At 60.7% G+C, this 26,185-nt stretch carries 17 protein-coding genes; 10 read left to right on the top strand and 7 right to left on the bottom strand.

The genetic code is table 11. The annotated features are described in order from the left end of the window. Positions 1-107: 107 nt before the first annotated feature. Entirely contained in the window at positions 108-410 is a 303-nt protein-coding gene (locus ACUTQY_RS00920; RefSeq protein WP_033643257.1) for a LapA family protein, read from the top strand. 6 nt (positions 411-416) lie between these two features. Further along, complete coding sequence (lapB, locus tag ACUTQY_RS00915) at positions 417-1,589, top strand: lipopolysaccharide assembly protein LapB (protein ID WP_019452693.1); 1,173 nt, start codon at positions 417-419, stop codon at positions 1,587-1,589. A gap of 61 nt (positions 1,590-1,650) precedes the next feature. Here the strand turns inward: lapB and ACUTQY_RS00910 are convergent, their stop codons facing one another. Further along, positions 1,651-1,950 carry a hypothetical protein gene (locus ACUTQY_RS00910; RefSeq protein ID WP_033643255.1) on the bottom strand — a complete coding sequence of 100 codons (300 nt, stop codon included), beginning with the start codon at positions 1,948-1,950 and terminating at the stop codon, positions 1,651-1,653. A gap of 172 nt (positions 1,951-2,122) precedes the next feature. Beyond that, complete coding sequence (gene bhsA / locus ACUTQY_RS00905) at positions 2,123-2,383, bottom strand: multiple stress resistance protein BhsA (RefSeq protein WP_046687154.1); 261 nt, start codon at positions 2,381-2,383, stop codon at positions 2,123-2,125. A gap of 329 nt (positions 2,384-2,712) precedes the next feature. Here bhsA and pyrF point away from each other — a divergent pair, with 329 nt between their 5' ends. Together pyrF and yciH are read left to right on the top strand one after the other, a co-directional pair. Continuing rightward, complete coding sequence (gene pyrF / locus ACUTQY_RS00900) at positions 2,713-3,441, top strand: orotidine-5'-phosphate decarboxylase (RefSeq protein ID WP_046687153.1); 729 nt, start codon at positions 2,713-2,715, stop codon at positions 3,439-3,441. A 10-nt stretch (positions 3,442-3,451) separates the two neighbouring features. Then, a complete protein-coding gene (gene yciH / locus ACUTQY_RS00895; RefSeq protein ID WP_046687152.1) occupies positions 3,452-3,778 on the top strand; it encodes a stress response translation initiation inhibitor YciH in 327 nt (108 codons plus the stop codon). Positions 3,779-3,966: 188 nt separating this feature from the next. Here the strand turns inward: yciH and osmB are convergent, their stop codons facing one another. The 4 genes from osmB to ACUTQY_RS00875 all read right to left on the bottom strand — a co-directional run bounded on the left by osmB (position 3,967) and on the right by ACUTQY_RS00875 (position 8,577). Continuing rightward, positions 3,967-4,185, bottom strand: a complete 219-nt coding sequence (gene osmB / locus ACUTQY_RS00890) for an osmotically-inducible lipoprotein OsmB (protein ID WP_004930634.1) — start codon at positions 4,183-4,185, stop codon at positions 3,967-3,969. 258 nt (positions 4,186-4,443) lie between these two features. Beyond that, positions 4,444-5,190 carry a DeoR/GlpR family DNA-binding transcription regulator gene (locus tag ACUTQY_RS00885; RefSeq protein ID WP_004930631.1) on the bottom strand — a complete coding sequence of 249 codons (747 nt, stop codon included), beginning with the start codon at positions 5,188-5,190 and terminating at the stop codon, positions 4,444-4,446. A 50-nt stretch (positions 5,191-5,240) separates the two neighbouring features. Then, positions 5,241-7,673, bottom strand: coding sequence for a formate C-acetyltransferase/glycerol dehydratase family glycyl radical enzyme (locus ACUTQY_RS00880; protein WP_046687151.1), 2,433 nt, complete (start codon positions 7,671-7,673; stop codon positions 5,241-5,243). Between the two features lie 4 nt (positions 7,674-7,677). Beyond that, on the bottom strand, positions 7,678-8,577 hold the full coding sequence (locus ACUTQY_RS00875) for a glycyl-radical enzyme activating protein (RefSeq protein WP_046687150.1): 900 nt from the start codon (positions 8,575-8,577) through the stop codon (positions 7,678-7,680). Between the two features lie 149 nt (positions 8,578-8,726). Between ACUTQY_RS00875 and fsa the strand changes: the two genes are divergently transcribed. The 3 genes from fsa to ACUTQY_RS00860 all read left to right on the top strand — a co-directional run bounded on the left by fsa (position 8,727) and on the right by ACUTQY_RS00860 (position 21,114). Continuing rightward, positions 8,727-9,392 carry a fructose-6-phosphate aldolase gene (gene fsa / locus ACUTQY_RS00870; protein ID WP_046687149.1) on the top strand — a complete coding sequence of 222 codons (666 nt, stop codon included), beginning with the start codon at positions 8,727-8,729 and terminating at the stop codon, positions 9,390-9,392. A 374-nt stretch (positions 9,393-9,766) separates the two neighbouring features. After that, a complete protein-coding gene (locus tag ACUTQY_RS00865) occupies positions 9,767-11,371 on the top strand; it encodes a ShlB/FhaC/HecB family hemolysin secretion/activation protein (RefSeq protein WP_230358696.1) in 1,605 nt (534 codons plus the stop codon). Positions 11,372-11,439: 68 nt separating this feature from the next. Then, a complete protein-coding gene (locus ACUTQY_RS00860) occupies positions 11,440-21,114 on the top strand; it encodes a hemagglutinin repeat-containing protein (protein ID WP_445652997.1) in 9,675 nt (3,224 codons plus the stop codon). 42 nt (positions 21,115-21,156) lie between these two features. On the opposite strand, the gene ACUTQY_RS00855 is transcribed toward ACUTQY_RS00860, so the two are convergent. Beyond that, entirely contained in the window at positions 21,157-23,223 is a 2,067-nt protein-coding gene (locus tag ACUTQY_RS00855; protein ID WP_046687146.1) for a carbon starvation CstA family protein, read from the bottom strand. A gap of 384 nt (positions 23,224-23,607) precedes the next feature. On the opposite strand from ACUTQY_RS00855, the gene ACUTQY_RS00850 reads away from it, so the two are divergent. The 3 genes from ACUTQY_RS00850 to ACUTQY_RS00840 are packed head-to-tail and all read left to right on the top strand — an operon-like array spanning position 23,608 to position 26,112. Then, positions 23,608-24,771, top strand: coding sequence for a M20 aminoacylase family protein (locus tag ACUTQY_RS00850; protein WP_033643248.1), 1,164 nt, complete (start codon positions 23,608-23,610; stop codon positions 24,769-24,771). Positions 24,772-24,801: 30 nt separating this feature from the next. Continuing rightward, positions 24,802-25,872, top strand: a complete 1,071-nt coding sequence (locus ACUTQY_RS00845; protein ID WP_405053357.1) for an MFS transporter — start codon at positions 24,802-24,804, stop codon at positions 25,870-25,872. Between the two features lie 9 nt (positions 25,873-25,881). Continuing rightward, on the top strand, positions 25,882-26,112 hold the full coding sequence (locus tag ACUTQY_RS00840; RefSeq protein ID WP_405053358.1) for a hypothetical protein: 231 nt from the start codon (positions 25,882-25,884) through the stop codon (positions 26,110-26,112). Positions 26,113-26,185 lie beyond the last annotated feature (73 nt).

Genomic DNA, 26,185 nt, shown 5'->3' with positions numbered 1-26,185 from the left:
TCGTGCCGCAGGGTTTCCCTGCCGCAACGGGAAATGCTAACTTAAGGGTTAGGGACGCCACGTTTTGGCATCGTTCATCCGATTCACTCGGCATCGCGGGAAAGAATGTGAAATATTTGCTGATTTTTTTGTTGGTTCTGGTGATCTTCGTGATTTCCGTCACCTTGGGTGCGCATAACGATCAGGTGGTCAATTTTAACTATCTGGTTGCGCAGGGCGATTATCGCGTATCGACCCTGTTGGCCACGCTGTTTGGCGCCGGTTTCATTCTCGGCTGGATCATTTGCGGTCTGTTCTATCTGCGTACGCGCATTGCGCTGGGCCGCGCCGAGCGCAAGATCAAAAGGCTGGAGCTGCAGCTTGAGCAGCCCGCTGAACCGGCGGCTCAGGCCGTTGTCAGCAAGGAATAACCCTCTATGTTAGAACTGCTGTTTCTGTTGCTGCCCGTGGCTGCCGCGTACGGTTGGTACATGGGGCGCAGAAGCGCTCAGCAGGATAAACAGCAAGAAGCCAACCGCCTGTCGCGTGAATACGTGGCAGGGGTGAACTTTCTGCTTTCAAACCAGCAGGATAAGGCGGTCGATCTGTTCCTCGACATGTTGAAAGAGGACAGCAACACCGTTGAGGCCCACCTGACGTTGGGCAACCTGTTCCGCTCGCGCGGCGAAGTCGACCGCGCTATCCGCATCCATCAGGCCTTGATGGAAAGCGCTTCCCTGACCTTTGAACAGCGCCTGTTGGCGGTGCAGCAGCTGGGCCGTGACTATATGGCCGCCGGGCTTTACGACCGCGCGGAAGACATGTTCAGCCAGTTGACTGACGAAGCGGATTTTCGCGTCTCGGCGCTGCAGCAACTGCTGGTGATCCATCAGGCGACCAGCGACTGGCAGAAAGCGATCGACGTGGCGGAAAAGTTGGTCAAGCTGGGCAAAGAGAAACAACGCGTTGAGATCGCGCACTTTTATTGTGAACTGGCGCTGCAGGCGATGGGCAGCGACGATCTCGATCGGGCGATGAGCCTGCTCAAGCGTGCGGATGCGGCCGATAAACAGTGCGCGCGCGTGTCCATCATGTTCGGGCGCATTTACATGGCGCAAAACGACTACGCCAAAGCGGCGGAGTCGCTGCAACGCGTATTGAGTCAGGATAAAGAGCTGGTCAGCGAAACGCTGCCGATGCTGCAGGAATGCTACCGGCACCTGCCGGAACAGCAGCACAACTGGGCTGATTTCCTGAAGCGCTGCGTGGAAGAGAACACCGGCGCAACCGCCGATCTGATGCTGGCCGAAATCATCGAGCAGCACGAAGGGCGCGACGTGGTGCAGGTCTATATCAACCGTCAGCTGCAGCGTCACCCCACTATGCGGGTGTTTTATCGGCTGATGGATTATCACCTGGCGGACGCTGAAGACGGCCGTGCGAAAGAGAGTCTGCTGTTGTTGCGCGATATGGTCGGTGAGCAAATTCGCACCAAGCCGCGTTACCGCTGCCACAAATGTGGCTTCACGGCGCACTCGCTCTATTGGCATTGTCCGTCGTGTCGCGCCTGGTCATCGGTTAAACCGATCCGCGGTCTGGACGGACAATAGCGCGGCGGTGAGACAAAATAAAACGGGGCGATTGATCGCCCCGTTTTTCTATGTTCATCGCTTACTTTTTCTTGCCGCCTTTAGCGCCGGTTTTCAATAGCTGACGCAGCTTCTTCAGCTCTTTCTGGCTCAGAGGCTGTTCGATTTCTTCTTCGGTGCTTTGATTGTCGATCTCGCCGTGGTGCAGGTCGTCCGCTTTCTTGGCCGGTTTTTCTGCCTTGACGACGGGCGCGTTGAAGCTGCTTTCCAGGCGCTGGCACACTTCCACGCTCAATGAAAATTCGTTTTCAGCGGCGGCGGCGCGGATTTTCTCCTTCAGTGCCAGAGGAATTTTAATGGTAAGTGTTGATATCTCGCTCATTTTGAAAGCCTTTCTGCAGGAAGATGCCTTCAAGCTAAGCCACTGGCGATCGGGTGTCTAGTGTGTAATAAAAATTTAATATTTTTGTAACAATAAAGGGCGGGGCAAATGCGGGGTTTTCAAGCGGGAAACAGAGACAGGGCCCGAAATCTCGGGCCCTGTACCGGAAACCTTATTTGTAGATGATCGCGGTGCCGCTCAACATGTTGTTACCGCCGGCGGAGATAATGCGGTAGCTGCTGGCGCCCTGAGCATCTGCTTTAGCGGCCAGTTTTTTCTCCAGGCTGCTGAGGGTGGTTGCGTGGCCTGCGGAAACGACGCCGGTCGCGGTCAGGCTATCGGCCTGCTGGCTGTTGATCGGCTCAGCGGCCAAAGTGGCGAAAGAGGTCAGTGCGATAGCGGCAGCGGCTGCAAAATATTTGATGATTTTCATGGGTGACTCCAGTCTGTTTATTTAGGAAGGAAGCCATTCGCTTCCGATGTGGTGAATAATAAAGCATCTGGGCCGATTGAAAATCTGATAATGCTGAGTAAGTAATTCAAAATATTTGATTGATAATTTACGCATCTTTACGGCGTTTTACGCTGCGTGGTTTATTGCTGACGCGCTTACGTTGACGCGCCATGACAAAGACGCAAGGTAACATGACAGAGCACTGGTGCGCGCTGTGGCTGGGATTTCTGGCCCCTGGCATGTAGAATGCGGCGGTCAGTTTCGCGGGTGAGTCCCTGATTATCTCCATTTTACAGAAGGTAGAAGAAATGAAGTCTGAAAATAACGCTAATAACAATGACTTAAAATCATCTCCAATCGTTGTGGCGTTGGATTACGCCGATAAGAACGCTGCGCTGGCGTTCGCCGACCGTATCGATCCGCAAGACTGCCGGCTGAAAGTGGGCAAAGAAATGTTCACGCTGTTTGGGCCGCAGCTGGTGCGCGATCTGCACGGGCGCGGCTTCGACGTGTTTCTTGACCTGAAATTCCACGATATTCCCAATACCACGGCGCATGCGGTAGCCGCAGCGGCCGAGCTGGGCGTTTGGATGGTCAATGTGCATGCCAGCGGCGGCGCGCGCATGATGACCGCCGCTAAAGAAGCGCTGGTGTCATACGGGGCGGATGCGCCGTTGCTGATCGCCGTCACGGTGCTGACCAGCATGGAAGCGGAAGACCTTCGCGGCATCGGCATCGAGGCCAGTCCGGCAGAACACGCCGAGCGCCTGGCGCGCCTGACCCGCGACTGCGGGCTGGACGGCGTGGTGTGTTCGGCACACGAAGCGCAGCGCCTGAAGGCCGCCTGCGGGCAGGCTTTCCAACTGGTGACGCCGGGGATCCGCCCTGAAGGCAGCGCGGCGGGCGATCAGCGTCGTATTATGACGCCGGTGCAGGCGCAGGCCGCCGGCGTGGACTATATGGTGATTGGGCGTCCGATCACCCAATCTGCGGATCCGGCCGCGACGCTGCGCGCGATCCGCGCCTCTTTGGCCTGAGGAAGCGATGATGAATGACGATAACAGCCGTCTGGTGTATTCCACGGACACCGGTCGCATCAAGCAGGAAGAGGTTAAACCGCAACGCGCCAAAGGCGATGGCTTCGTGCGCATCCAGCGCCAGAGCAGCGGCCGCAAGGGGAAGGGCGTGTGCCTGATTACCGGCGTCGATCTGGATGATGCCGCGCTCGACAAACTGGCGGCCGAACTGAAAAAGAAATGCGGCTGCGGCGGCTCGGTGAAAGAGGGAGTCATCGAGATCCAGGGCGATAAACGCGATCTGCTCAAAGAGCTGCTGGAAGCCAAAGGCATGAAGGTCAAACTGGCGGGCGGTTGAGGCGAATCGCCATGCCGCAGTGCAATGCTGCGGCATGGCTAGAGGTTGTTGCTGCCGGGGGTTAACCCGTTAACGGCGAAAGAACCATAGACTTAAAGTAAAACAGACCTGAAATCATCGTTATTGGTTAATACGTCAAAGCGCCGAGGCGCTTTTGCCCGCCTGTCGGCGGAGGAGCATCGGGCAGGTTATTTGCCAACCTGATGACCGATGATGCCGCCCACCGCAGCCCCACCCAGCGTGCCCAAAGCGCTGCCGTTGGTCAGCACTGCACCGCCGACTGCACCGGCGCCGGCGCCGATAGCTGTGTTGCGATCGCGTTTGGACATGTTGGAACAGGCGCTCAGTGAAAACGCCAGAGTCAGAGCCAGAGCGGCGGTGGCGAAACGTTTATTGATAATCATCATAATGACTTCTCCTTAGCATTGGCTATATGGAAGTGCCCTATAAGTATAGGCGTTAACCATAAATCAGGCCTGCTGTTGATTCCCATACGGTATCGATATAAAAAATGGCATTTTTTGTTAACGGCCGAATAATTAGCGGGTTACGGCCCAAAAGTTACCGAAGCTGAGTATAGGTTTCTCGGGAAGGATAAACAGGTAAATAGTCTTAAAATCCCGCTGCGCAAGGGAAACGGCGGGCTGCGTGGCCCGCGCGGCGCGTTATTCGTTGACCAGCTCCACCTGTACGCCTTGGCGTTTCAACTGATGCTGATACTCCAGCGCCAGACGTGAATCGGTGATCACCCTGCTGATTTGCCCCGGTTGCGCCAGCGGGTTGGGTTGGATCTGGCCAAATTTGCTGGAGTCCGTCAGCACGATATTCTCCACGCCCTTGGCCAGCACCGCGCTGACCACGTCGGCGCGCATCATGTCGCGGCCGGTAAAGCCGGTTTCGGCCTGAAAGCCGTCGATGCCGATAAACGCCTTGTTGAAATGCACCTGCTGAATGCACAGCCGCGTGAGTGGGCCGACCACGGTCTCGCTTTTCTTCTGATACATGCCGCCGAGGACAATCACGTCGCAGTCGGTTTCTTTCAGCAGGTTGGCGATATAGTGGCTGACGGTGATCAGCGTAATGCGCTTGCGTTCGGCAATATAGCGCGCCAGCAGGGCGTTGGCGCTGCCGCTTTCGATAAAGATCGTCTCGCCGTCGTTGACCTGCGCCGCGGCGTACTGTGCCAATCGTTGTTTGAGGGTGAAATTGGACATCATGCGAGCGTCGACGTCGTCGCTCTCCAACGCCACGGCGGAACCGTGTACCCGTTTCAGATAACTGCGTTTTTCCAGCAGGTTGAGATCCTGCCGGATGGTGACTTCCGATACGCCCGAGGCGCGCGCCAGCTCATTGACGCTGATCCGCCGGCGATCGTTAACCAACTGCAATATGGTCTGTTGTCGTAAATTCATATCGGCCTGATGATGCGGCCGCCAAGGCGCGGCCACTAAGAGTCAAAGGTTTAAAGAGTATGTTCTGTGCGCGCAATAATATCATCCTGCGCCTCAGGGGATAATGCGGTAAAGAAGGCGGAATAGCCAGCTACGCGAACCACTAAATCACGATATTGGTCAGGGTGTTGCTTCGCCGCCAGCAGCGTTTCGCGCGACACGATGTTGTACTGCACATGCCAGCCGCGATAGCTCTCGAAGAAGGTGCGCAACATCAGCATCAGCTTTTCCCGATCGCGCGGGTTGTCCAGCGTCGCTGGATTCAGCTTTTGATTGAGCAACACGCCGCCGAGGATCGCCTCGGTCGGCAACTTGGCGAGCGAATTGAACACCGCCGTTGGCCCCAGGTGGTCCGTACCAGACGCCGGACTGGCGCCTTCCGCCAGAGGCTGGTGCGCCTTGCGCCCATCCGGCGTGGCCAGGGTGGCGGCGCCGAAGGGCACGTTGGCCGAAATCGACGAGGTGCCAGCGTAGTAGCCGCCGCCGATCGGTCCGCGGCCGAAGCGGGTGTTGCGGTACTGCTTCAGTTCCTCGATGTAGGTTTGATAGGCTCGCACCAGCAGCCGATCGACGTCGTCCACGTCGTTGCCGTATTTGGGCGCGGCGTTGAGTAGCCGCTGGCGCAGCTGTTCGCCATCCAGCCCGGCGAAGTCTTCGGCCAGCGCCGTCGCCAGCTGCTGCTGGCCGATCGCCCCTTGGTCGAACACCAGTTTGCGCACCGCCGCCAGGCTGTTGCCCAGGTTGGCGATGCCGACCTGCAGGCCGGAAACCCAATCGTATTTGGCGCCGCCTTGTTTGATGCTTTTGCCGCGTTCAATGCAGTCATCCACCAGCGCTGAGCAGAGGATATCGTGGGCGTTCTCCTCCAGCACGCTGTCTACCACGCACTCGATCTCGATCGACTTGCGCGTGTAGTAGCGGATTTGCCGATCCCAGGCGGTTAAGACTTGCTCGAAATCGGCGAAGTTTCCTTTGGACAGCGCCTGTTCCTGCGGCAGGAAAATCTGCCCGGACGTGGCGTCGCGGCCTTGTTCCAGCGCCGCCAGCAGCACGCGGGCGAAGTTGATGAAGCTCATGCCGGTGCAGCGATAGCCCCATTTGCCGCCGACGGCGGTCTCGATACAGCCGATGGCGGCGTAGTCGTAAGCGTCCTGCGGTTCGACCCCCAGCTTGATGAACTCGGGAATGACGATTTCGTCGTTGTTGAATGCCGGCATGCCGAAGCCGCAGCGGATCACCTGTACGCAGGCGTCGAGGAAACCGGCGCTCATCCCGGCGTGGTAACGCACGCTGAGGTTGGGCTGGGTGGAACGCAGGCGGCCGCAGGATTCGAGAATGGCGTAGGACAGCGGATTGACCGCGTCACACGGCCGGCCGTCGATCAGTTTTTGCCCGCCGATGGTAACGTTCTGGTACAGCGGGCTGCCGGCGGAGGCCTTGGAGTGCGAGCCGGAGCGGATCTTGTTGACCTCCAGCAGCTTCAGCCAGCAGCTGTGCAGCAGCTCGATGGCGTCTTCCCGCGCCAGGTTTTGCTCCAGCTCCACGTCGCGCCGATACCAGGGATAGAGATACTGATCGAGGCGGCCAAAGGAAACCGAATGGCCGTTGGATTCGATCTGCAACGTCAGCTGGATGAAATAGCACAGCTGCAGCGCCTGCCAGAAGGTTTGCGGCGGGCGATGGGCGATCCGGTCGCAGTTGTCTGCGATAGCCAGCAGCTCGGCGCGCCGCCAGTCGCGGGCTTCGTTTTGCGCCATGTCGCGCGCCAGGCGAGCGAAGCGCAAGATGTGTTCGCTCAGCGCCGTCAGCACAATATCGATAGCGTTGAGAAACTGCGCCTTGTGCAGATCTTCCCACTCGGTCAGACGCAGGCGGCTGCGGCGCGCGTTCACCTTTTCACGCAGGCCATCGAGGCCTAACTCCAGCAGCAGCGGGAAGTTGACCGCCAGATGGGCGTCCCCGGAGGTCATATTGCCCTCGGCCTTGATGATGCCGGTGGCCAGCAGCGCCTTTTGTTCGTCGGTAAACATGCCGTAGCAGCGATCCTGCACCGTTTGGCCGCGCCACCAGGGGCACAGACGATGCAAAATTGCCTTGTTCTCGTCGCTGACCGAAAAACCGGCGCCCGGCCGGTCGGCCAACTGGTCTATTTCGTTTTCTATCCAGCCGACGGTGTATTCGGGGAAGATCGGCGCGGCGCGCAGCTCGCTGGCCTGGTTGCCGACGATCAGCTCGTCGTTGGCGATCCAGATGCTGCGTTTCGCCAGATGGTTGGCCAACGCCAGGGCGCGGCGCACCGGCAGCGGCTTGTCCTGATGCTGCTGATAGGCCTCGGTATAGTGCTGCGCGCGTTCGGTGCACACCGGCGGTTTGACGATGTGAATCAGCGCATTCTTATGCGCCTGGATACGGGCGCTCAGGGTAGTCAAATCCAACGTGGTCATGGTGTTATCCTCGCAAAATGGCGGTCAGGCCCTTGGCGCCGGCATAGTCTTCGGCGAAGGCCAGCAGGTCGGGTGCGTCCAGTGGCGTGCGGGCGGCACGGTAGGATTCGCCGAGCAGGTGGTACTTGTTGATGCCAAGCGTGTGGTACGGCAGAAAGTGGATCTCCGACACGCCGATCTCGTCGGCGGCGAAGTCGACGATGGCACGGACAGAGCGGCGATCTGCGTTGAAATCGGGGATCAGCGGCACGCGTACGGTCATTTGCGCGCCGTGCGCCGCCAGCCGACGAAAATTGCTCATCACCCGGCGGGCGGAACCGCCGGTCCAGGCTCTGAAGCGCGCTTCGTCGGTGTGTTTGAGATCGGCCAGCAGCAGATCCAGCCACGGCAGCGAAGGGGCGATATAACGCCATGGGACGTGCAGGCAGGATTCGACGGCGGTGTGGATGCCGGCCTCGCGGCCGCGCCGCAGCAGGTCCGCCGCGATGTCCGGCTGCATAAAGGGTTCGCCGCCGGACAGCGTTAAACCGCCGCCGCTGCGCAGATAGAAAGGCTTATCCCGCATCACCTCGGCCATGATATCGTCGGGGTTGATCGGGCTGCCGCACAGACTGAGTGCGCCGGTCGGGCAGGCGGCGGCCAGGGCGGCATAATCGTCTGCGCTAATCAGCTCGCGTTGCAGCGTCAGCGGCCCGTCGGTGCGTTGCAGCCCTTGCGGACAACGCTCGGCGCACAGCGTGCAGCCGCTCAGGCACAGACGTTCGTCAAACAGCAGGTCTGCGTGGCGCGAGCGGCTTTCCGGGTTCTGACACCACCGGCAGCTCAGCGGGCAGCCTTTTAAAAAGACCACGCTGCGGATGCCCGGGCCGTCATGGGTCGAGTAGCGCTGCACATTGAAGATCATGAGTCACCCGTTTGGCGTTGCTGTATCTTTCGCCATTAAAGATGTTTCGAATGAAAGTTGAATTGATTTTGATCAAAATTTAGCGCGGTTTTTGCCCTATGATGATCAGAGTTTGAATCCGCCTACAGAACATGACACAGGAGTCCGTGATGGAGCTTTATCTCGATACCGCCGATGTGACCGCGGTAAAACGCCTGGCGCGCATTCTGCCGCTGCACGGCGTCACCACCAACCCGAGCATCTTGGCGAAGGAAGGCAAGCCGATCTGGGAAGTGCTGCCCGCGCTGCGCGACGCTCTCGGCGGCACCGGCAAGCTGTTTGCACAGGTGATGGCGACCGATGCGGAACGTATGGTGGCGGAGGCGGCGCTGCTCAGCCAGCGGGTACCGGGGCTGGTGGTGAAAATCCCGGCGACCGCCGAAGGGCTGGCGGCGATCAAGAAGCTTAAAACGATGTCCATTCCGACGTTGGGCACCGCGGTGTACGGCGCTGCACAGGGGCTGTTGGCGGCCTTGGCCGGGGCGGAATATGTGGCGCCTTACGTCAACCGGGTGGACGCGCAGGGCGGCGACGGCATCGAAATGGTGCACGAGCTGCAGCAGCTGTTGAGCCTGCATGCGCCGTCGGCGCAGGTGCTGGCCGCCAGTTTCAAAACGCCGCGCCAGGCGCTGGAGTGCCTGTTGGCGGGCTGCCAGGCCATCACGCTGCCGGTGGACGTCGCGGAGCAGTTCCTGAATGCGCCGGCAGTGCAGGCCGCAGTCGAGAAATTCGAACAGGATTGGCAAGGGGCGTTCGGCAGCAATTTGTTGAGCTGATAACGGCCTGATGTGTTAATTTTCTTCCCGATCGACAATTAATTTTAAAGGATGACGCATCATGGCGTCATCCTTCCGCAGTTTCGCCATTCTTCTCATGCCGCCGTCTCCCTTATGGTTTTGTGAATCGCAGTGCCATAAAGCTGTTGATTTTTCTCCCTCGAAGCTCATAATTCGCCCAAGAGTAAGTTTATTTACATTAATTTACGTAACTTATGATTTTGGTTAGATAAATAACTATAAGTAACAGTGAGGAGCCAAGGATGCGCTCAGATAATGCTCGTGCTTTACTCTATTCTATCCGCTGTGGGCTGTCGGGATTATTGATAGGCGTTGTACCCCTGTTTTCCGCTTCGGCGGCTACCAGCGATGGTATGGCGTCCATTGATGCCCGCGAACAGCAGCGCCAGCAGGAGCGCGAGCGTGCCCTGCAACAGCAAAATGCCCCGCAGGCCGATGCGCGCCTTTCCCGTCCCGACGTTGTGCTGCCCAATTACCCAATCGATGAACGCCCTTGTTTCATCATCAACCGGCTAGCGTTGGACGGGGAGTCTGCCGATCGCTTTCAGTGGGCGTTGGGCGCAGCAGCAGATGCCGAAGGCCGCTGTTTGGGCGGCCAGGGCATTGCGCTTGCCATCAGCAAGGTGCAAAACGTCATACTGGCGAAAGGCTATGTCACTACACGCGTAATGGCGCAGGAGCAGGACCTGACTACAGGCGTGTTGACGCTGACGTTGCAACCGGGGCGCATCGGTGATATCCGTTTCGAGGAACCGGTCTCCTGGCGGGGACGGATATGGAACGCTATTCCGGCCTCACACGGTGATATCCTTAACTTGCGTGATATCGAACAGGGGCTGGAGAACTTTAGACGAGTGCCCAGCGCCAGTGCCGACATCAAAATCGTACCCGGTGCCCAAGAGGCCACCAGCGATCTGCAGGTCAACTGGCACGAGGGGCGGCCGGTGCGGCTCAGCCTGGGGCTGGACGACAGCGGCTCCAAAAGTACCGGGCGCTATCTCGGTTCGGCCACTCTGGCACTCGATGCGCCGTTTGCGCAAAATGACCTTTTCTACGCCAACATCGGCAAGGATGTGTTTCAGCACGGGCCGTTTGGCAACCGTTCACATACGCTGAATTACTTCTTCCCGGTGGGATATTGGGCCTTCTCGGCCAATTACAACGACTACACCTACCATCAGAACATCCCTAACGCCAACGAGGTGCTGCGCTATAGCGGCAAGAGCGACAACATTCAGTTGACCGTTTCCCGATTGCTGTACCGCGACCAGTCGCACAAGTTAACGCTTAACCTGCGCGGCTACCGCAAACATTCCACTAACGCCGTGGACGACGTTGATATTGCGTCGCAAAAACGCCGGACCGCCGGCTGGGAGCTGGGGCTTAACCAGCGCAGTTACCTCGGTACCACCACGTTGGATGCGAATATCAGCTGGCGCCGCGGTACCGGGGCGTTCAATGCCTTGCCTGCGCCGGAAGAATCGCGTCACGAAGGCAGTGCGCGTACAGGCATTTTGCTCGGCGACCTGGGTATCAACCGGCCTTTCTTCTGGGGTGAGCAGCCCTGGCGGGTTTATACCAGTGTGCGGGGCCAGTGGAGCCAGAATGCGTTGACGCCGCAGGAGCGGATGGCCATTGGCGGGCGTTACACGGTGCGCGGCTTTGACGGCGAGCAGATGCTGTCCGGCGAAAAAGGGCTGCTGTGGCGCAACGAAATCGCCTGGAATGCGTTTTCTCGCGGGCACGAACTGTATATGGCTGCCGACTACGGCCGGGTGGACGGCCCGGGCACCCGCTACCTGGTGGGGCATCAGTTGGCGGGCAGTGCGCTCGGTGTGCGCGGTGCGCTGTGGGGGCGATTCAGCTATGACCTGTTTGCCGGCGTGCCGCTCTACAAGCCCGCAGGGTTCCATACCTCCGGTGCGACCGCGGGTTTTAGCGTAAATCTGGAAATCTGAACATCGCGATACCGGCAACGTTGCTGATACTGACCTGATTGGACTGACTTTTCTCACGGATGTGACCCATGAACAAACATTGTTATCGCCTTATCTTCAGCCGCACTCACGGGGAACTGCGGGTGGTGTCCGAACTGGCTCGCAGCTGCAGCAGCGAACCGGGCCAGCGCATCGGCTCAGGGATAACGACTGGACGTCGTCTGTGGGTCATCTTGCGTCGGTCAGTGTGGCTGCTTGGGCTGCTCATGTTCGCCGGCCCCGTCATGGCAGACGGCATTGTCGCGGACGGCGGTGCCAATCCTTCCCAGCGGCCGGAGGTCATCAATACCCAGAGCGGCTTGCCGCAGGTCAACATCACAGCCCCCAACCAGGCTGGGGTCTCACATAACCAGTATCAGCAGTTCGATGTCGACGCCAAAGGCGCCATCCTCAATAACTCGGCGGTGATGACCTCGACCCAGATGGCCGGGATGATCCAGGGTAACCCTAACCTCAATCCCAATTCCGCGCCGGCGCGCGTCATCCTCAACGAAGTCAACAGCAACAATCCCAGCCAGTTGCGCGGTTTTATGGAAGTGGCCGGCGGCAAGGCGCAGGTGATTGTGGCCAACCCCGCCGGCATTGTCTGCAACGGCTGCGGCACCATCAATGCCGGGCGCATGACGCTGACCACAGGCCGTCCGCAACTGAACGCCGATGGCAGCTTGGCGGGTTACCTGGTTGAGCGCGGCGTGGTGCGCATCGAGGGTGGCGGACTTAACGGGGATACCCGTCATGATACCGAGTACGTCGATATTCTGGCGCGCGCGGTGGAGGTCAACGCCGGCGTCTGGGCTAAAGAAGGCATGTCGGTGGTGGCCGGTCGCAACCGCGTGAGTGCGGACGGTAAAACCGCGACACCGCTTTCAGACGACGGCAGTACCAGACCAGAGCTTGCCATCGACATGGGGCAGATGGGCGGCATGTACAGCGGCAGTATCCGCATGATTGGCACTGAGGCCGGCGTTGGCGTGCGCAACCAGAACGGGCAAGTTCAGGCAGGCAAAACGCTCACCGTCAGCAGCGAAGGCAAGCTCAGCTGGCGCTCTGATGCGCCGGATGCGGCCACGCAGGCCAACGGCGATATTCAGCTGGCGGCAAAAGGCGACATCGAGACGCACGGCAAAGTGTACAGCGGTAGCCAACTGGCCGCGCAGAGTCGCGAGGGAATGTTGACGCAGTCCGGTACGCTGGCGGCGGCCGGGGATGTGCACCTGAACGCCGCGCGTGGCATCCAGAGCAGCGGCCACCTGCTGGCGGGCAGCAATGCCGACAGCACGCTGGTCCAGGATGCCAATCTGCAGCTCGATAGCCAGGGCGATATCCGCGCCAGTGGCGGTCTGCTCAGTAAAAAGAGCGTCAACGTGTCCGGACGCCGGGTGGATATCAGCGGCGCACAGGTTGCGACTGGTCGTACCGCGCTGACGGCACGTGACGGCGGCGTTGCCTTGCGCCAGTCCACCGTTGACAGCGGTGAGCTGGCCGTGAGTACGACGGAAAATGTGGATGCACAGCAGGCCAAAGTCAAGGCTGGGCGCTGGACGGTAGATGCTGACAATCTGTTCAACCAACAGGCGACCTGGTCACAGACCGGTGATGGTGAGAGCCGTTTTACCCTAGCGGGCTCATTGGATAACAGTGACGGTGCCATCGAGGCGCAGAACCTCCGGCTTTCGGCCAGCCAGTTAGTCAATCAGCGAGGCCGCCTGGTGGCGCTGGGGAGCGCGGCGCAGCACTGGCAGGTCGGCGGCCTGCTCGACAATACCGGCGGGACGCTGGGCAGTAACGGCGACCTGCGTCTCGATGCCGGGCGCCTCGATAATCAGGGGGGCACGTTAAAAACCCAGTCGGGGCTCACGCTCCATGCTAATGGCGCGGTGAATAATGCCGGGGGCAACCTGCTGGCTGGGAACGGCCTGACGCTTGAGGCGGGCAGCGATCTGAATAACGCGTCCGGAACCCTGAGCGGTGATGACGTACGTCTGGTGGCGCAGCGGTTGGATAACACGCAGGGACAGGTCATCGGTCAGGGCAATCTCGATCTGACATCCAGCCGCCTGGATAATCAACGCGGCCTCATTGGTGCCGGCAAGGCGTTGGATATCCATACCGGCGACTGGGACAACCGCGGGGGTACGGCGCAAGGCGAAACGGCCGTCACGGCAACGGCAACGAACCTCAACAACGACGGCGGCAAGCTGCTGTCAGGCCAGGCATCAACCCTGACCACCTCGGGTAACACAAGCAACCGCGACGGCGAAATTAGCGCCGCGGTGCTGACGGTGAAGTCTGCTCGCCTCGACAACACGCAGGGCAAGGTGATTGGCCAAGCGCAGCTTGACCTGCATGCCCGCCAGGGGGTGGACAATACGCAGGGGGTGCTGGGCGCCGGGCAGACGTTGACCCTGCGCACCGACGGTAAGTTGAATAACCGCCGTGGCACGATATCGGGGAGCGGGCAAACCCACATAGCGGCAGGGAGCGTGCGCAACGAGGCCGGCAAACTGCTGGGCGGGCAACAACTGGTGTTGAACAGTGCGGCTGAGTTGGTGAACCGCGAGGGCGAAATCAGCGGCGAGTCACTCACACTGGCGGCGCAGCGCCTCGATAACGCTCAGGGCAAGGTAGTCGCCAGGCAGGATGCGGATCTGACGGCGAAGCAAGGGCTGAGCAACACCGCCGGCTGGCTTGAAGGCGGCAATAGACTCACCGTCAAGACCGATGGCGACTGGGACAATCAGGGCGGCACCGCACAAGGCGGCCGGCAGGTCACCGCCAGCGCGCAGTCGCTCGACAATACTGGCGGGCATCTGCAGTCCGGCGGTGACCTGACACTTGACGCCGCAGGCAATATCCTCAATCGCACCGGTATACTGACCGCGCAGCAGGCCCTTGCTGTTAACGGCGGTGCGACCAGCCTGTTCGATAATGATGGCGGCTCGTTGCAGAGCGGCGGCGATCTGTCTCTGCTGGGAGGGCAGTTGACCAACCGCGCCGCCGGTGTGGTGCTCGGTGGGCAGGTGCTTTTCTTGAACCTGACCGGCGACTGGGACAATCGGGGCGGCACGTTTACCGGCAATGGGCGCACCGAGGTGCGCGCCGCCAGTCTGCGCAATGCCCTGGGTGCAATCAACGCGCTGGGCAGCCTGGACATGCAGTTCACCGGCAAGCTGGATAACGGCCAGGGGCGGATTTTTAGTCAGTCGTCTCAAATGCTGCAGGCGCAGGACATTTTCAACGCCCGGGGCTGGATGGGCAGTCAGGGCGGCTGGCAGGCGAACAGCGGCGGTTTTGACAATACGGAAGGTAGCGTACAGAGCCTGCAGGCCGCACAGCTTGCGGCTGACTGGCTGGGTAACGCTAAAGGTGTACTACAGTCGGCACACGACCTGGCGCTGCGCATCAAGCAGGATATCGATAATCGCAACGGCAAGGTTTTGGCGCAGGGGCAGCTTGCTGTTACGGGTGCCAAAGACGGCGAACACGCCGGCGCCGTCAATAACGCTGGCGGTCAGTGGCTGGCCGGCGAGGGGCTGAGTATCGCCGCCCGTTCGCTCGACAATACGCAGGGCGGGCTGCTCTACAGCCAGAAACAACAACGCCTTATGCTGAGCGATGCGCTGAACAACCGCGATGGGAAAATGCAGAGTGGTGAGGCGCTTCAACTTGACGCACAAGCGCTGAATAACGCCGGCGGGACGATAGACGGCCAGCAACAGGTGACACTGCGCATTTTTGGCTTGCTGGAAAATACCGGCGGTGCAGTGCGCAGCAATGGTGGTCAAGAGGTGTCGGCCGCCGGTATCAATAATACGCGCGGCGTATTCAGCAGCCGTGGCGGCATCACGGTGACATCAAAGCAGCTGAACAACGACGGCGGCACGCTCATCAGTCAGGGCACGGGCATCTACCGACTCGACCGGCTTAACAATCAACAAGGCAAGTTACACAGCGGCGACGCGCTCACCCTTGAGGGGGCACAGGTCAACAACCAGGGTGGACAACTGGTGTCGACCCAGGGCCTGACGCTCAAGGCCGAAGCACTCGATAACAGCGGTCAGGGCACGCTCAGCAGCCAGGGGGCAATCAAACTGCTGACCGATCGCCTGAACAACCGAGACGGCGGGCTGATACTGGGTACCACGCGTACCGACATCACCGCCCGTGACATTGACAATACCGCAGGCCGCCTGCAGAGCAGCGGGCAGATGACCCTCTCGGGTGTCACGCAGTTGGACAACCGTCAGGGACGCATCCTGGCCGACGGCAATCTCGATATCAACGCTGCCCTCTCCCGTACCGACTCGCCGCTGGCGCTGCTTAACCAGGGCGGCCGCGTGGAGAGCTCAGGGCAACTTACCTTGCATGCGCGTGCCCTGAATAATCAGAACGGTACCCTGCTGGGGCTGCAGGCGTTGACGCTGTCCGCACAGCAGGACTACACCCATCAGACCGGCGAAACGATCAGTAGTAACGGCACGGTGACGTTCTCCCTGAGCGGCGCCTTTACCAACCTGGCGGACTGGTTGCTGCCGGGCAATCTGGTGCTCAATGCGGCCAGTATCACTAATCCGGCGTCTCTGGTAGGCAAAACGCTGCAGCTGACGACCGGGGCGTTGCAAAACACCGGGCGTATTGAAGCGGACAGCATGACGCTGAACGTCGATACCCTGGACAACACGGCGGCGCTGATGGGGGACGCTATCACCGTGCGCGGGCGCGTCATCGACAACCATGGTCAGCCTGCGGTGATGGCGGCGACCCAAAGCCTGACGGTGCAGGCCGGTGAGCGACTGACCAACCGGGATGGCGCCCTGATTTACAGCGCCGACCGCCTGCACCTGCACAGCGACGACCTGATAGATAACCGGGCGAGCTTTATCGAAGCGGACGGGGACGCCACCATTGAGGCCCGTCGCTTGAACAACCTGCGTGAAGGGCTCGTGATTGAGCGAGAGGCGGAAAAAAGTGACTACAAATGGCACCGCTACAACTATTACTGGCGCTCCTACGGCTCAAAGGTCAACCCCGACAAAAGTACCCTGGCGCCGACCACCCAGCAGTTGACCTTCCAGGATGACGCGGCGGCGCAAACCAACCGCTACGGCACCCTGCTGGCCATTGATGCGCCGGGCAAGCGCGCGCAGGTGCGGGTCAAGGACAACAAAGGCACACTTACCGACCTGTGGGTCAACTACCTGGCGCTCAAGCCGAATGCCGACGGCAGCTATGCGATGACGTTCTACGAGACGCGGGGGGGAAACCAACTGGCGACTATCCCGACGCCTTATCAAAACGGCTTCCATTGGGAACACGACTGGACGCAGGTGATGACCTGGGATCCCGAAAAGCATGTCGACATCGACAGCGCGCCATTCATCACCGATTACAACAACTTCCGCGAGCGAACCGAAAGCGGCACGCTGACGCGCGACAGGCTGGTCTCTGAAGGTATCGGCGCGCGTATTCTGGCGGGCGGCAACATGGTGCTGCGCATCACGGGAGCATTGCTCAATGACGCCAGCGTCATTACCGCCAACGGCAACCTGACGCAGGACGGCGGCGGCAGCGTAGACAACCGAGGTTACTCGGTTAACGAACGGCGCCAGGCGGTGATCGTTGACCACTATGACAAGGACACGCATCACTGGTACCCGACGTTCAATCGAGACGAGACCACGGCGCTGGCGACCGTTGATGGGATTATCTCCGGCAACGGCACGGTCACCATTAACGGGGCCCGTATCACCAATACCACGGTCAATCAGGCACAAATCAGCCAGCTTCAGGCGGCATTAAACGCCGTGGATGCCGAACGCGCCGAACTGGAGCACAATCCGCTGGCCTTCACGGTAGAGGGTGCTGCCCGATCTGACGGCGATACGACGCTGGCACCGGGCGAACAGATGACGCAACCCGGCGCCACACCGTCTTCGCCGCTGGGGCGCCCGCTGCTGCCGTCTGAGCTGGCGCTGACGCAGTTACAGCATCTGGGCAATGTGGCCACCGCCATCCCCAATAACGGCTTGTTTAGTCAACCTACGGCGACCGGCAGCCCGTTCCTGGTGGTGACCGATGAACGCTTTACCCGCCGCGACAACTTTATCAGCAGCGACTACATGCTCGAACGCGTAGGGTATGACCCCGCGCAGGCCCATAAGCGCCTGGGGGACGGCTTTTACGAGCAGCGTCTGGTGCGCGAGCAGGTGCTGGCGCTGACCGGCAAACCGTCCGTCAAGGGCTGGGATGCGATGGAACAGTATCAGCAGTTGATGAACAACGGCAGTAAAGTCGCCCAGGACTTCCATCTGGTGCCGGGCGTGGCCCTGACGCCGGAGCAGATTGCGGCGCTGCAGCAGGATATTGTCTGGCTGGTGAGCGAGACGGTGCAAACGGAAGGCGGCCCGCAAACGGTATGGGTGCCGAAGGTGTACCTGGCACAGACCACGCTGCGCCTGACCGGCGATGGCGCGGTGATTGGTGGTGGCGATCTGCAACTCTCGGCCAACAGCATCACCAATGCCGGCAACCTGTTTGCCGACAAAGCCCTGACGGTCGACGCCGGGCAGTTCCTGCATCAGGGCGGTGACATCAAGGCCGGCAGCATTGACGTGCAGGCCGACAGTCTGACCCTGAGCACCAATCTGCAGGATGCGTTGCGTCAGGCAACCCTAAGCGCCGGCGACATTCGCCTGCGCGGCACCGATATCACGCTCACGGGGGCAAAGCTCGATGCGACCGATACGCTCAACCTGAGCGCGCGCAACAACCTGACCATCACCGCCGCCAAAAGCAACCATACCGCCGACCTTGAGGTTATCTCGGGCTCTATGGGCAACCGTACCCGCGGCGGCACGGAAGCGGCAGGCTCCCGGATGGCGCACGTCAGCGGCGAATGGCAACAGGCTCAGGGGAGTGAGCTTAACGCCGGCGGCAACCTCACGCTCAATGCTGGGCGAGACGTCACGTTCATGGGCAGCCAGGCCAAGGCCGGCGGCAGCACCCGCGTGCAGGCCGGCGGCGATATCAACATCAAGGCCGAAAGCACCACCAATACCACACACCTGGATGCCAACAGCCGGACTTCCTCGGTAAGCAACGACCGCCAGGAAGAGAGCCTGACATTAAGCGCACTCGGCGGTGATCAGGGCGTCACTCTGGTGGCGGGTAACCAACTGCTGGCGGAAGGCGCGCAGATTGAGAGCAAAGAGGGGCGTATTGGCGCCAGCGCGCAAGACGTGACCATTAAAGACGCGCGCAGCCGCACGCAAGATCTGGACAGCGAAAACAAACGCGAGGGCAAAACCAAAAGCCATCGCATCGAACAAACCGAGCGCGAAATCAGCACCGGCAGCACCTTCAGCGGTCAGCAGGGCGTCACGGTTATCGGGCGTGAGGGCGATGTCACGGTCACCGGCAGCACCCTGCACAGTGACCAGGGTGCCATCGCCCTGCAGGCAAAAAAGGATGTCACCCTCAATACGGCCACCGAGCGCGAGTCGCGCTACAGCGAGGAACGTTCCGAGAAAAAAGGCTTCCTGAACAAGAGCAGCAGCCACACTGTGACCGACGACCGAACCACGCGCGAGAACGGTACACTGCTGAGTGGTAACAGCGTCAGTGTCAGCGCAGGCAACGATCTGACGGTCACCGGCTCGGCCATTGCCGCTGATCGGGACGTGAACCTGCAGGCCGGCCGTAATATCGATATCGGTGCGGCCACCGAGACCGACACGCATTACCTGCTGGAAGAGAAGAAAAAGAGCGGCCTGCTGGGAAGCGGCGGCATCGGTTTCACGATTGGCAAACAGTCGAGCAAACACGAAGTCGACGAGAAAGCCACGACCCAGAGCCAAAGCGTCAGCACCGTCGGCAGCAGCCAGGGCAGCGTCAACATCACGGCGGGCAACCAACTGCACATTGGCGGCGCCGACCTGGTGGCGGGCAAGGACCTGGCGTTAACCGGCGACAGCGTGACTATCGACCCCGGCTACGATCGGCGCACGCGCAAAGAAACCTTCGAGCAAAAGCAGAGCGGCCTGAGCGTGGCGTTGTCGGGCACCGCGGGCGGCGCGCTCAACACCGCCGTCAGCTCGGCGCAACAGGCAAGAAAAGAAGGCGACGGGCGCCTGACCGCGCTGCAAAACACCAAGGCGGCGCTTTCCGGCGTGCAGGCGGCGCAAGCCGTTGAACTCGACAAGCTCAACACAGAGGCGGGGAAAGGCGCCACCAATACGGTGGGCATCAGCGCCTCCTACGGCAGTCAGTCGTCGAAAAGCGAAACCCGCACCGACAGCCGACAGTCGCAGGGTAGCACGCTTACCGCCGGGCAAAACCTGTCGATAACGGCGACCGGCAAGAACCACAATGCGCAAAGCGGCGATATCACCATCACCGGCAGCCAGTTGAAGGCGGGCAAAGACCTGTCACTGGATGCGGCGCGGGACATTACCCTGCAGTCGGCGCAGAACAGCGAAAGCACCGTCGGCAAGAACAGCAGCAAAGGCGGCAACGTCGGCGTCGGTATCGGCGCCGGCTCGGGCGGCTATGGCATCAGCGTCTCGGCCGGCGTCAATGCCGGCAAGGGACATGAGAACGGCAACGGCCTGACCCATACCGAAACCACCCTGGATGCGGGCAGTAATCTCAGCCTGACCAGCGGCCGAGACACCACGCTTACCGGCGCGCAGGCCAGCGGCGAAAAGGTTACCGTCGACGTGGGCCGTGACCTGACGCTGCAGAGCGAACAGGACAGCGACCGCTATGACGCCAAACAGCAAAATGTCAGCGCGGGCGGCAGTTTCACCTTAGGCTCGATGACCGGTTCGGGCTACATCAGCGCGAACCAGGACAAGCTCAAAAGTAATTTTGACAGCGTCAAGGAGCAGACCGGGCTGTTTGCGGGCAAAGGCGGGTATGACGTCAAGGTCAAAGAACATACCCAGCTCGACGGCGCCGTCATCGCCAGCACGGCAGACAAAGAGAACAACCGCCTCGATACCGGCACGCTGGGCTGGAAGGACATTCACAACCAGGCGGACTACAGCGCGACGCACAGCGGCGGTTCATTCAGCACCGGCGGGCCGGTGGGCAAAGACCTGCTGACCAATATGGCCGGCGGCATGCTGTCGGGCGCCAACAACAGCGGGCACGCCGAGGGCACGACGAAGGCCGGCGTCAGTGAGGGGACGCTGATAGTTCGCGACAAAGACAAACAGCAGCAGGATGTGGTGCAGCTAAACCGGGATACCGAACATGCCAACGATGGCAGCATCAGCCCGATATTCAACAAGGAGAAGGAACAGAACCGGCTGAAGCAGGCGCAGTTGATTGGGGAGATTGGCGGCCAGGCAATGGACGTCATCCGCACGCAGGGTGAGATTGCCGGGCTGAAGGCGCAGAAAGACCCGGCGGCGCTGGCGCAGGCCAGGGAGCAGCTTGAGAAGAGCGGGAAACCGACGAACGATGCGGCGGTGATGAAGCAGGCGTACGACAACGCGATGCGGCAATACGGCACCGGCAGCGACCTGCAGAAGGCGGCGCAGGCGGTAACGGGGGTGCTGACGGCGCTGGCGGGCAATAATCTGGCGGGCGCGCTGGCGAGCGGTGCATCGCCGTACCTGGCGACGGAAATTAAAAAGCGGGTCGGTGAAGACAATATTCTCGGGGGCGACATCTTCAAACAAATAACGGCTGGCCTCTGAACAGTACGCTGAGAGGCCGGCCGTTTCTCCTAACGGCGAGACTCAGCTGCGGCCGGCCTCTTCCCTCAGCGCGGCGCCGACCTCGTGCGCCGTCGGCTGTTCGGCGCGCAGCGCCCGGCGGATCGCGAAGAAGGCGGCGATCAGCATGGTCACCGCCACCAGCATAAAGAACCCGCACAGCGCGGCGTTGATCTGGTTGCTGAACACGATGGTTTCCATGTCTTTCAGAGACTTGGCCGGCGCAATGATCGTGCCTTGCTCGATGCCGGTGGAGAACTTCTTCGCCTGCGCCAGGAAGCCGATGCTCGGTTTTTCGTGGAAGATCTTCTGCCAGCCGGCGGTCATGGAGGTCACGAACAGCCAGGCGGTCGGCAGAATAGTCACCCAGGCGTAGCGCTGCTTTTTCATCTTGAACAGCACCACGGTGCCGAGGATCAGCGCCATCGACGCCAGCATCTGGTTGCCGATACCGAACAGCGGCCACAGGGTATTGATGCCGCCGAGCGGATCGACCACGCCCTGATACACGAAGAAACCCCAACCGGCCACCGCCACCGTGGTGCCCGCCAGGTTGCCGAACCAGGAGCGGTTATTGGCCAGCTGCGGCACCGCCACGCCCACCAGATCCTGCACCATAAAGCGGCAGGCGCGGGTGCCGGCATCGACGGCGGTCAGGATGAACAGCGCTTCGAACAGAATGGCGAAGTGGTACCAGAAGGCCATCATCGCCCGGCTGTTGAACACCTCACTGATGATGTGCGCCATGCCCACGGCGAAGGTCGGGGCGCCGCCGGCGCGCGACAGGATGGCGTTCTCGCCCACCTCTTTGGCGATCAGCGCCAGCGTTTCCGGCGTGACGATAAAGCCCCAGCTGTTGATCACCTGCGAAGCATTTTCCACCGTGGTGCCGATCAGCGCCGCCGGCGAGTTCATGGCGAAGTAAACGCCCGGATCCAGCACCGAGGCGCAGATAAGCGCCATGATGGCGACGAAAGATTCCATCAGCATGGCGCCGTAACCGATAAAGCGGATGTGGCTTTCGCGCTCCACCAGCTTCGGCGTGGTGCCGCTGGAGACCAGCGCGTGGAAGCCGGAAATGGCGCCGCAAGCGATGGTGATGAACAGGAACGGGAACAGGGCGCCGGCGAATACCGGGCCGCTGCCGTCGATAAAGCGCGAGACCGCCGGCATTTTCATCTCCGGCATGGCGAAGACGATGCCGATGGCCAGGCCGATGATGACGCCGATTTTCATAAAGGTGGAAAGGTAATCGCGCGGCGCCAGCAGCAGCCACACCGGCAGCACCGAGGCGACGAAGCCGTAGATCACCAGCACCCAGGTCAGGGTGGTGCCGTGCAGCGTGAAGAACGGTCCCCAATAGGGATCTTGCGCCACGTTGCCGCCGTAAACGATCGCCAGCAGCATCAGCACGAAGCCAATCACCGAAATTTCAGCGATCTTGCCCGGCCGGATAAAGCGCATGTAGATGCCCATGAACAGGGCGATCGGGATGGTGGCGGCGATGGTGAACAGCCCCCACGGGCTGTCGGCCAACGCTTTCACTACCACCAACGCCAGCGCCGACAGGATGATGATCATCACCCCCAGCGCACCGAGCATGGTGATCACCCCGGCGAACGCCCCCAGCTCTTGCTTGGCCATTTCCCCCAGTGAACGCCCGTCGCGGCGCGTGGAGATGAACAGCACCAGAAAATCCTGCACCGCGCCGGCCAACATAACGCCGACCAGGATCCAGATGGTTCCCGGCAGGAAGCCCATCTGCGCGGCCAGGATCGGCCCCACCAGCGGCCCGGCGCCGGCGATGGCGGCGAAGTGGTGGCCGAACAGCACCCATTTGTTGGTGGGCACGTAGTCCAGGCCGTCGTTGTGGCGTTCGGCCGGGGTCAGACGGCGGTCATCCAGTTCAAAGACCTTGTCGGCGATGAACCGGCTGTAGAAGCGGTAGGCGATGCTGTAGCAGGCGACGGCGGCGACCACCAGCCAGACGGCGTTGACGTGCTCGCCGCGGCTGAGCGCCAGCATGGCGAAGGCGAAGGCGCCGACCAACGCCACCAGCAGCCAGATAAGTCCGGACCTGATGTTTCTCATGAAATAACTCCTTGGCGTGCAGAGGTAAAATCGACGTTGTTATTAGGAATGACGTTTTAACAGTAGAAGTTTTGCCGCCGAACCGTGGCAGGTCGGATGAGAAATGTGAAGCAGGTGGGGTTTTAGTGTAAAAACAACGTGATGAAACACCGCTGGCGCAGGCTGCGGCCCATGCGCTTCCCGGCAGAAGTTCATTCTGCACTTTCACTTCGCATACAGCGAATCATCGCCGTTTTTTATCAGAGCACGGCGTCTGGCGGCCTATTATTTTATCTGGCGAGGCGCGCCGAAATAAAATTACTTATGCCGTGTTATACCTTTATTTCAATTCGCACTTTTATTCATTCATTAAATAAATAATAAAGCTACGAAAGGAATTTAATTATGATAAATAAAGTCATTGAAGGGTATTTACCGCAGCTTACGGCCATCCGGCATGATATTCACCAGCATCCCGAGTTGGGTTTTGAAGAATTTCGCACCAGCGATCTGGTGGCGGATTATCTAAGCTCGTGGGGCTATGAGGTACACCGCGGATTGGCGGGCACCGGCGTGGTGGGGACGCTGCGGGTGGGCGACGGCGTTAAACGCCTCGGACTGCGCGCCGATATGGACGCCTTGCCGATCGAGGAAAACAACGGCAAACCCTGGAGCAGCAGCGTGGCCAACCGCATGCACGCCTGCGGCCATGACGGCCATACTACTATGCTGCTCGGCGCCGCCCGCTACCTGGCGCAAACGCGCAACTTCAACGGCACGCTGCACCTGATTTTCCAACCGGCGGAAGAGATGCTGAACGGCGGCGCGCGCATGGTGGAACAGGGGCTGTTCGAACGCTTCCCCTGCGATGCCATCTTCGCCATGCACAACATGCCGGGGATGCCGCTCGGCGAGTTCTTCTTCCAGCACGGCCCGTTCATGGCCTCGATGGATCAGTTCAACGTGCGGGTGCAGGGGCGCGGCGGCCACGGCGCCATCCCGCAGCTGGCGGTCGATCCGGTGCTGGTGGCCTCGCATATCACCGTCGCGCTGCAGAGCATCGTTTCGCGCAATATCGATCCGCTGGAGGCGGCGGTGATCACCGTTGGCAGCATCAAGGCCGGCGAGGCGGCCAACGTGATCCCGGATAGCGCGGAGATGAAGCTCAGCGTACGCTCGCTGGATCGCCAGGCGCGCGCTACGCTGCTGGCGCGCATTCCGGCGCTGATCGAAGCGCAGGCGGCAAGCTTCGGCGCCCACGCGACGGTGGAACACGTTAACGGCACGCCGGTGTTGGTCAACGACGAAGCGATGACCCGTTTCGCCCACCGCGTGGCGCAGCAGCAGTTCGGCGCCGCCCGCGCGCACTACGGCGCCAGGCCGCTGATGGGCAGCGAAGACTTCGCCTTTATGCTCGATGCGCATCCGCAAGGCTGCTACCTGATCATCGGTAACGGTGACGGCGAAGGAAGCTGCATGGTGCATAACCCGGGATATGACTTTAACGATGGGTGTCTGGCGGCCGGCAGCCAGTATTGGGGAGCGTTGGCGGAAGCGTATTTAAAATAAATTCGAAGAATAATAACAGGGAAGATAATGATGAGTGAAAATACGGCGGCGACGCAACCAACAATAAACGCGCCCGCGAGGGTAGGCGGCAAGAAAGTGATATTTGCCGCCTCCTTCGGCAATGCGCTGGAGTTTTTCGATTTCGGTATCTATAACTTCTTCGTTATTTATATCAGCGTATTGTTTTTTCCCCCCTCGAGCGATCCCAATTTGGCGTTGCTGTTGGCGTTCGCCACGTTTGGCGTCAGTTTTTTCATGCGGCCGCTGGGCGGCATTCTGATCGGCGCCTATGCCGATCGCCATGGCCGCAAGCCGGCGATGATCCTGACGATTTCACTGATGAGCCTCGGCACGGCGATGATCGGCTTTGCGCCGACCTACGCCAGCGCCGGTTATTGGGGAACCGTCACGCTGGTGGCGGCGCGTTTGATCCAGGGCGTGGCGGCGGGGGGCGAGGTGGGCGCATCGATGTCGTTGCTGGTGGAGTCGGCGCCACCTAACCGGCGAGGCTTCTATTCCAGTTGGTCGCTGGCGACGCAGGGCATCGCCACCGTGGTCGGCGGCGTCACCGCGCTGGCGCTCAGCGCGGCGTTGCCGGCGATCTCCGGCGAGCCGAATGCCATGGCCGAGTGGGGATGGCGCATTCCGTTCTTTATCGGCGTGGCGCTGGCGCCGCTCGGTTGCTGGCTGCGTCTCGGATTGGAAAGCGACCGGCCGCCGGTGTCGCGGGCTCATGAACCGCCAGCGCAGCTGCGACGGCACTCGCGAGCGGTGGTGCTCGGCGTGATGCTGACCATTGGTGCCACCGTCGCCACTTACATCTCGATGTATTATCTCGGCACTTACGCGGTGAAATACTTAGGCATGCCGCAGGCCTACGGCTATGCCGCGATGCTGCTGGCGGGGCTGGTGACCTTCGGCGGCAGCCTGTTGGTCGGGCACTGGTGCGATCGCTATGGCCGCTTGCCACTGATCCGAGGCTCGCGCATCGCTATCTTGATCGTGGCCTTGCCGGCGTTTTGGTGGCTGAGCGCCGCGCCGCATCCGGCGGTGCTGCTGCTGATTGTCGCGATATTGGTCGGATTGACCACGCTCGGCTAGGTGCCGACCATGCTGATGATTTCGGAGCTGTTTCCGCAGCGCATTCGCGCATTGGGGTTTGCGTTGGTCTACAGCCTCGGCGTGGCGATTTTCGGCGGCTTCGCCCAATATATCGCCTCGCAGTCGATCGCGTTGAGCGGCTCGCTGCTGGCGCCCGCCGTCTACCTGATGCTGGCGACGCTGGCTTCGTTGGCGGTGCTGCCATTGCTGCGTGAAACCGGCGGTAACCCATTGCGTTAGCGAGCGCGGACGAAAAAAAACGCCGGCGGTTTTCACCGTCGGCGTTTGGCGTCGCTACCGTTTCAGGCTGGCG

The sequence above is a fragment of the Serratia sp. TSA_130.1 genome, from assembly GCF_052691795.1.
This window is presented reverse-complemented; position numbering and strand designations above follow the sequence as displayed.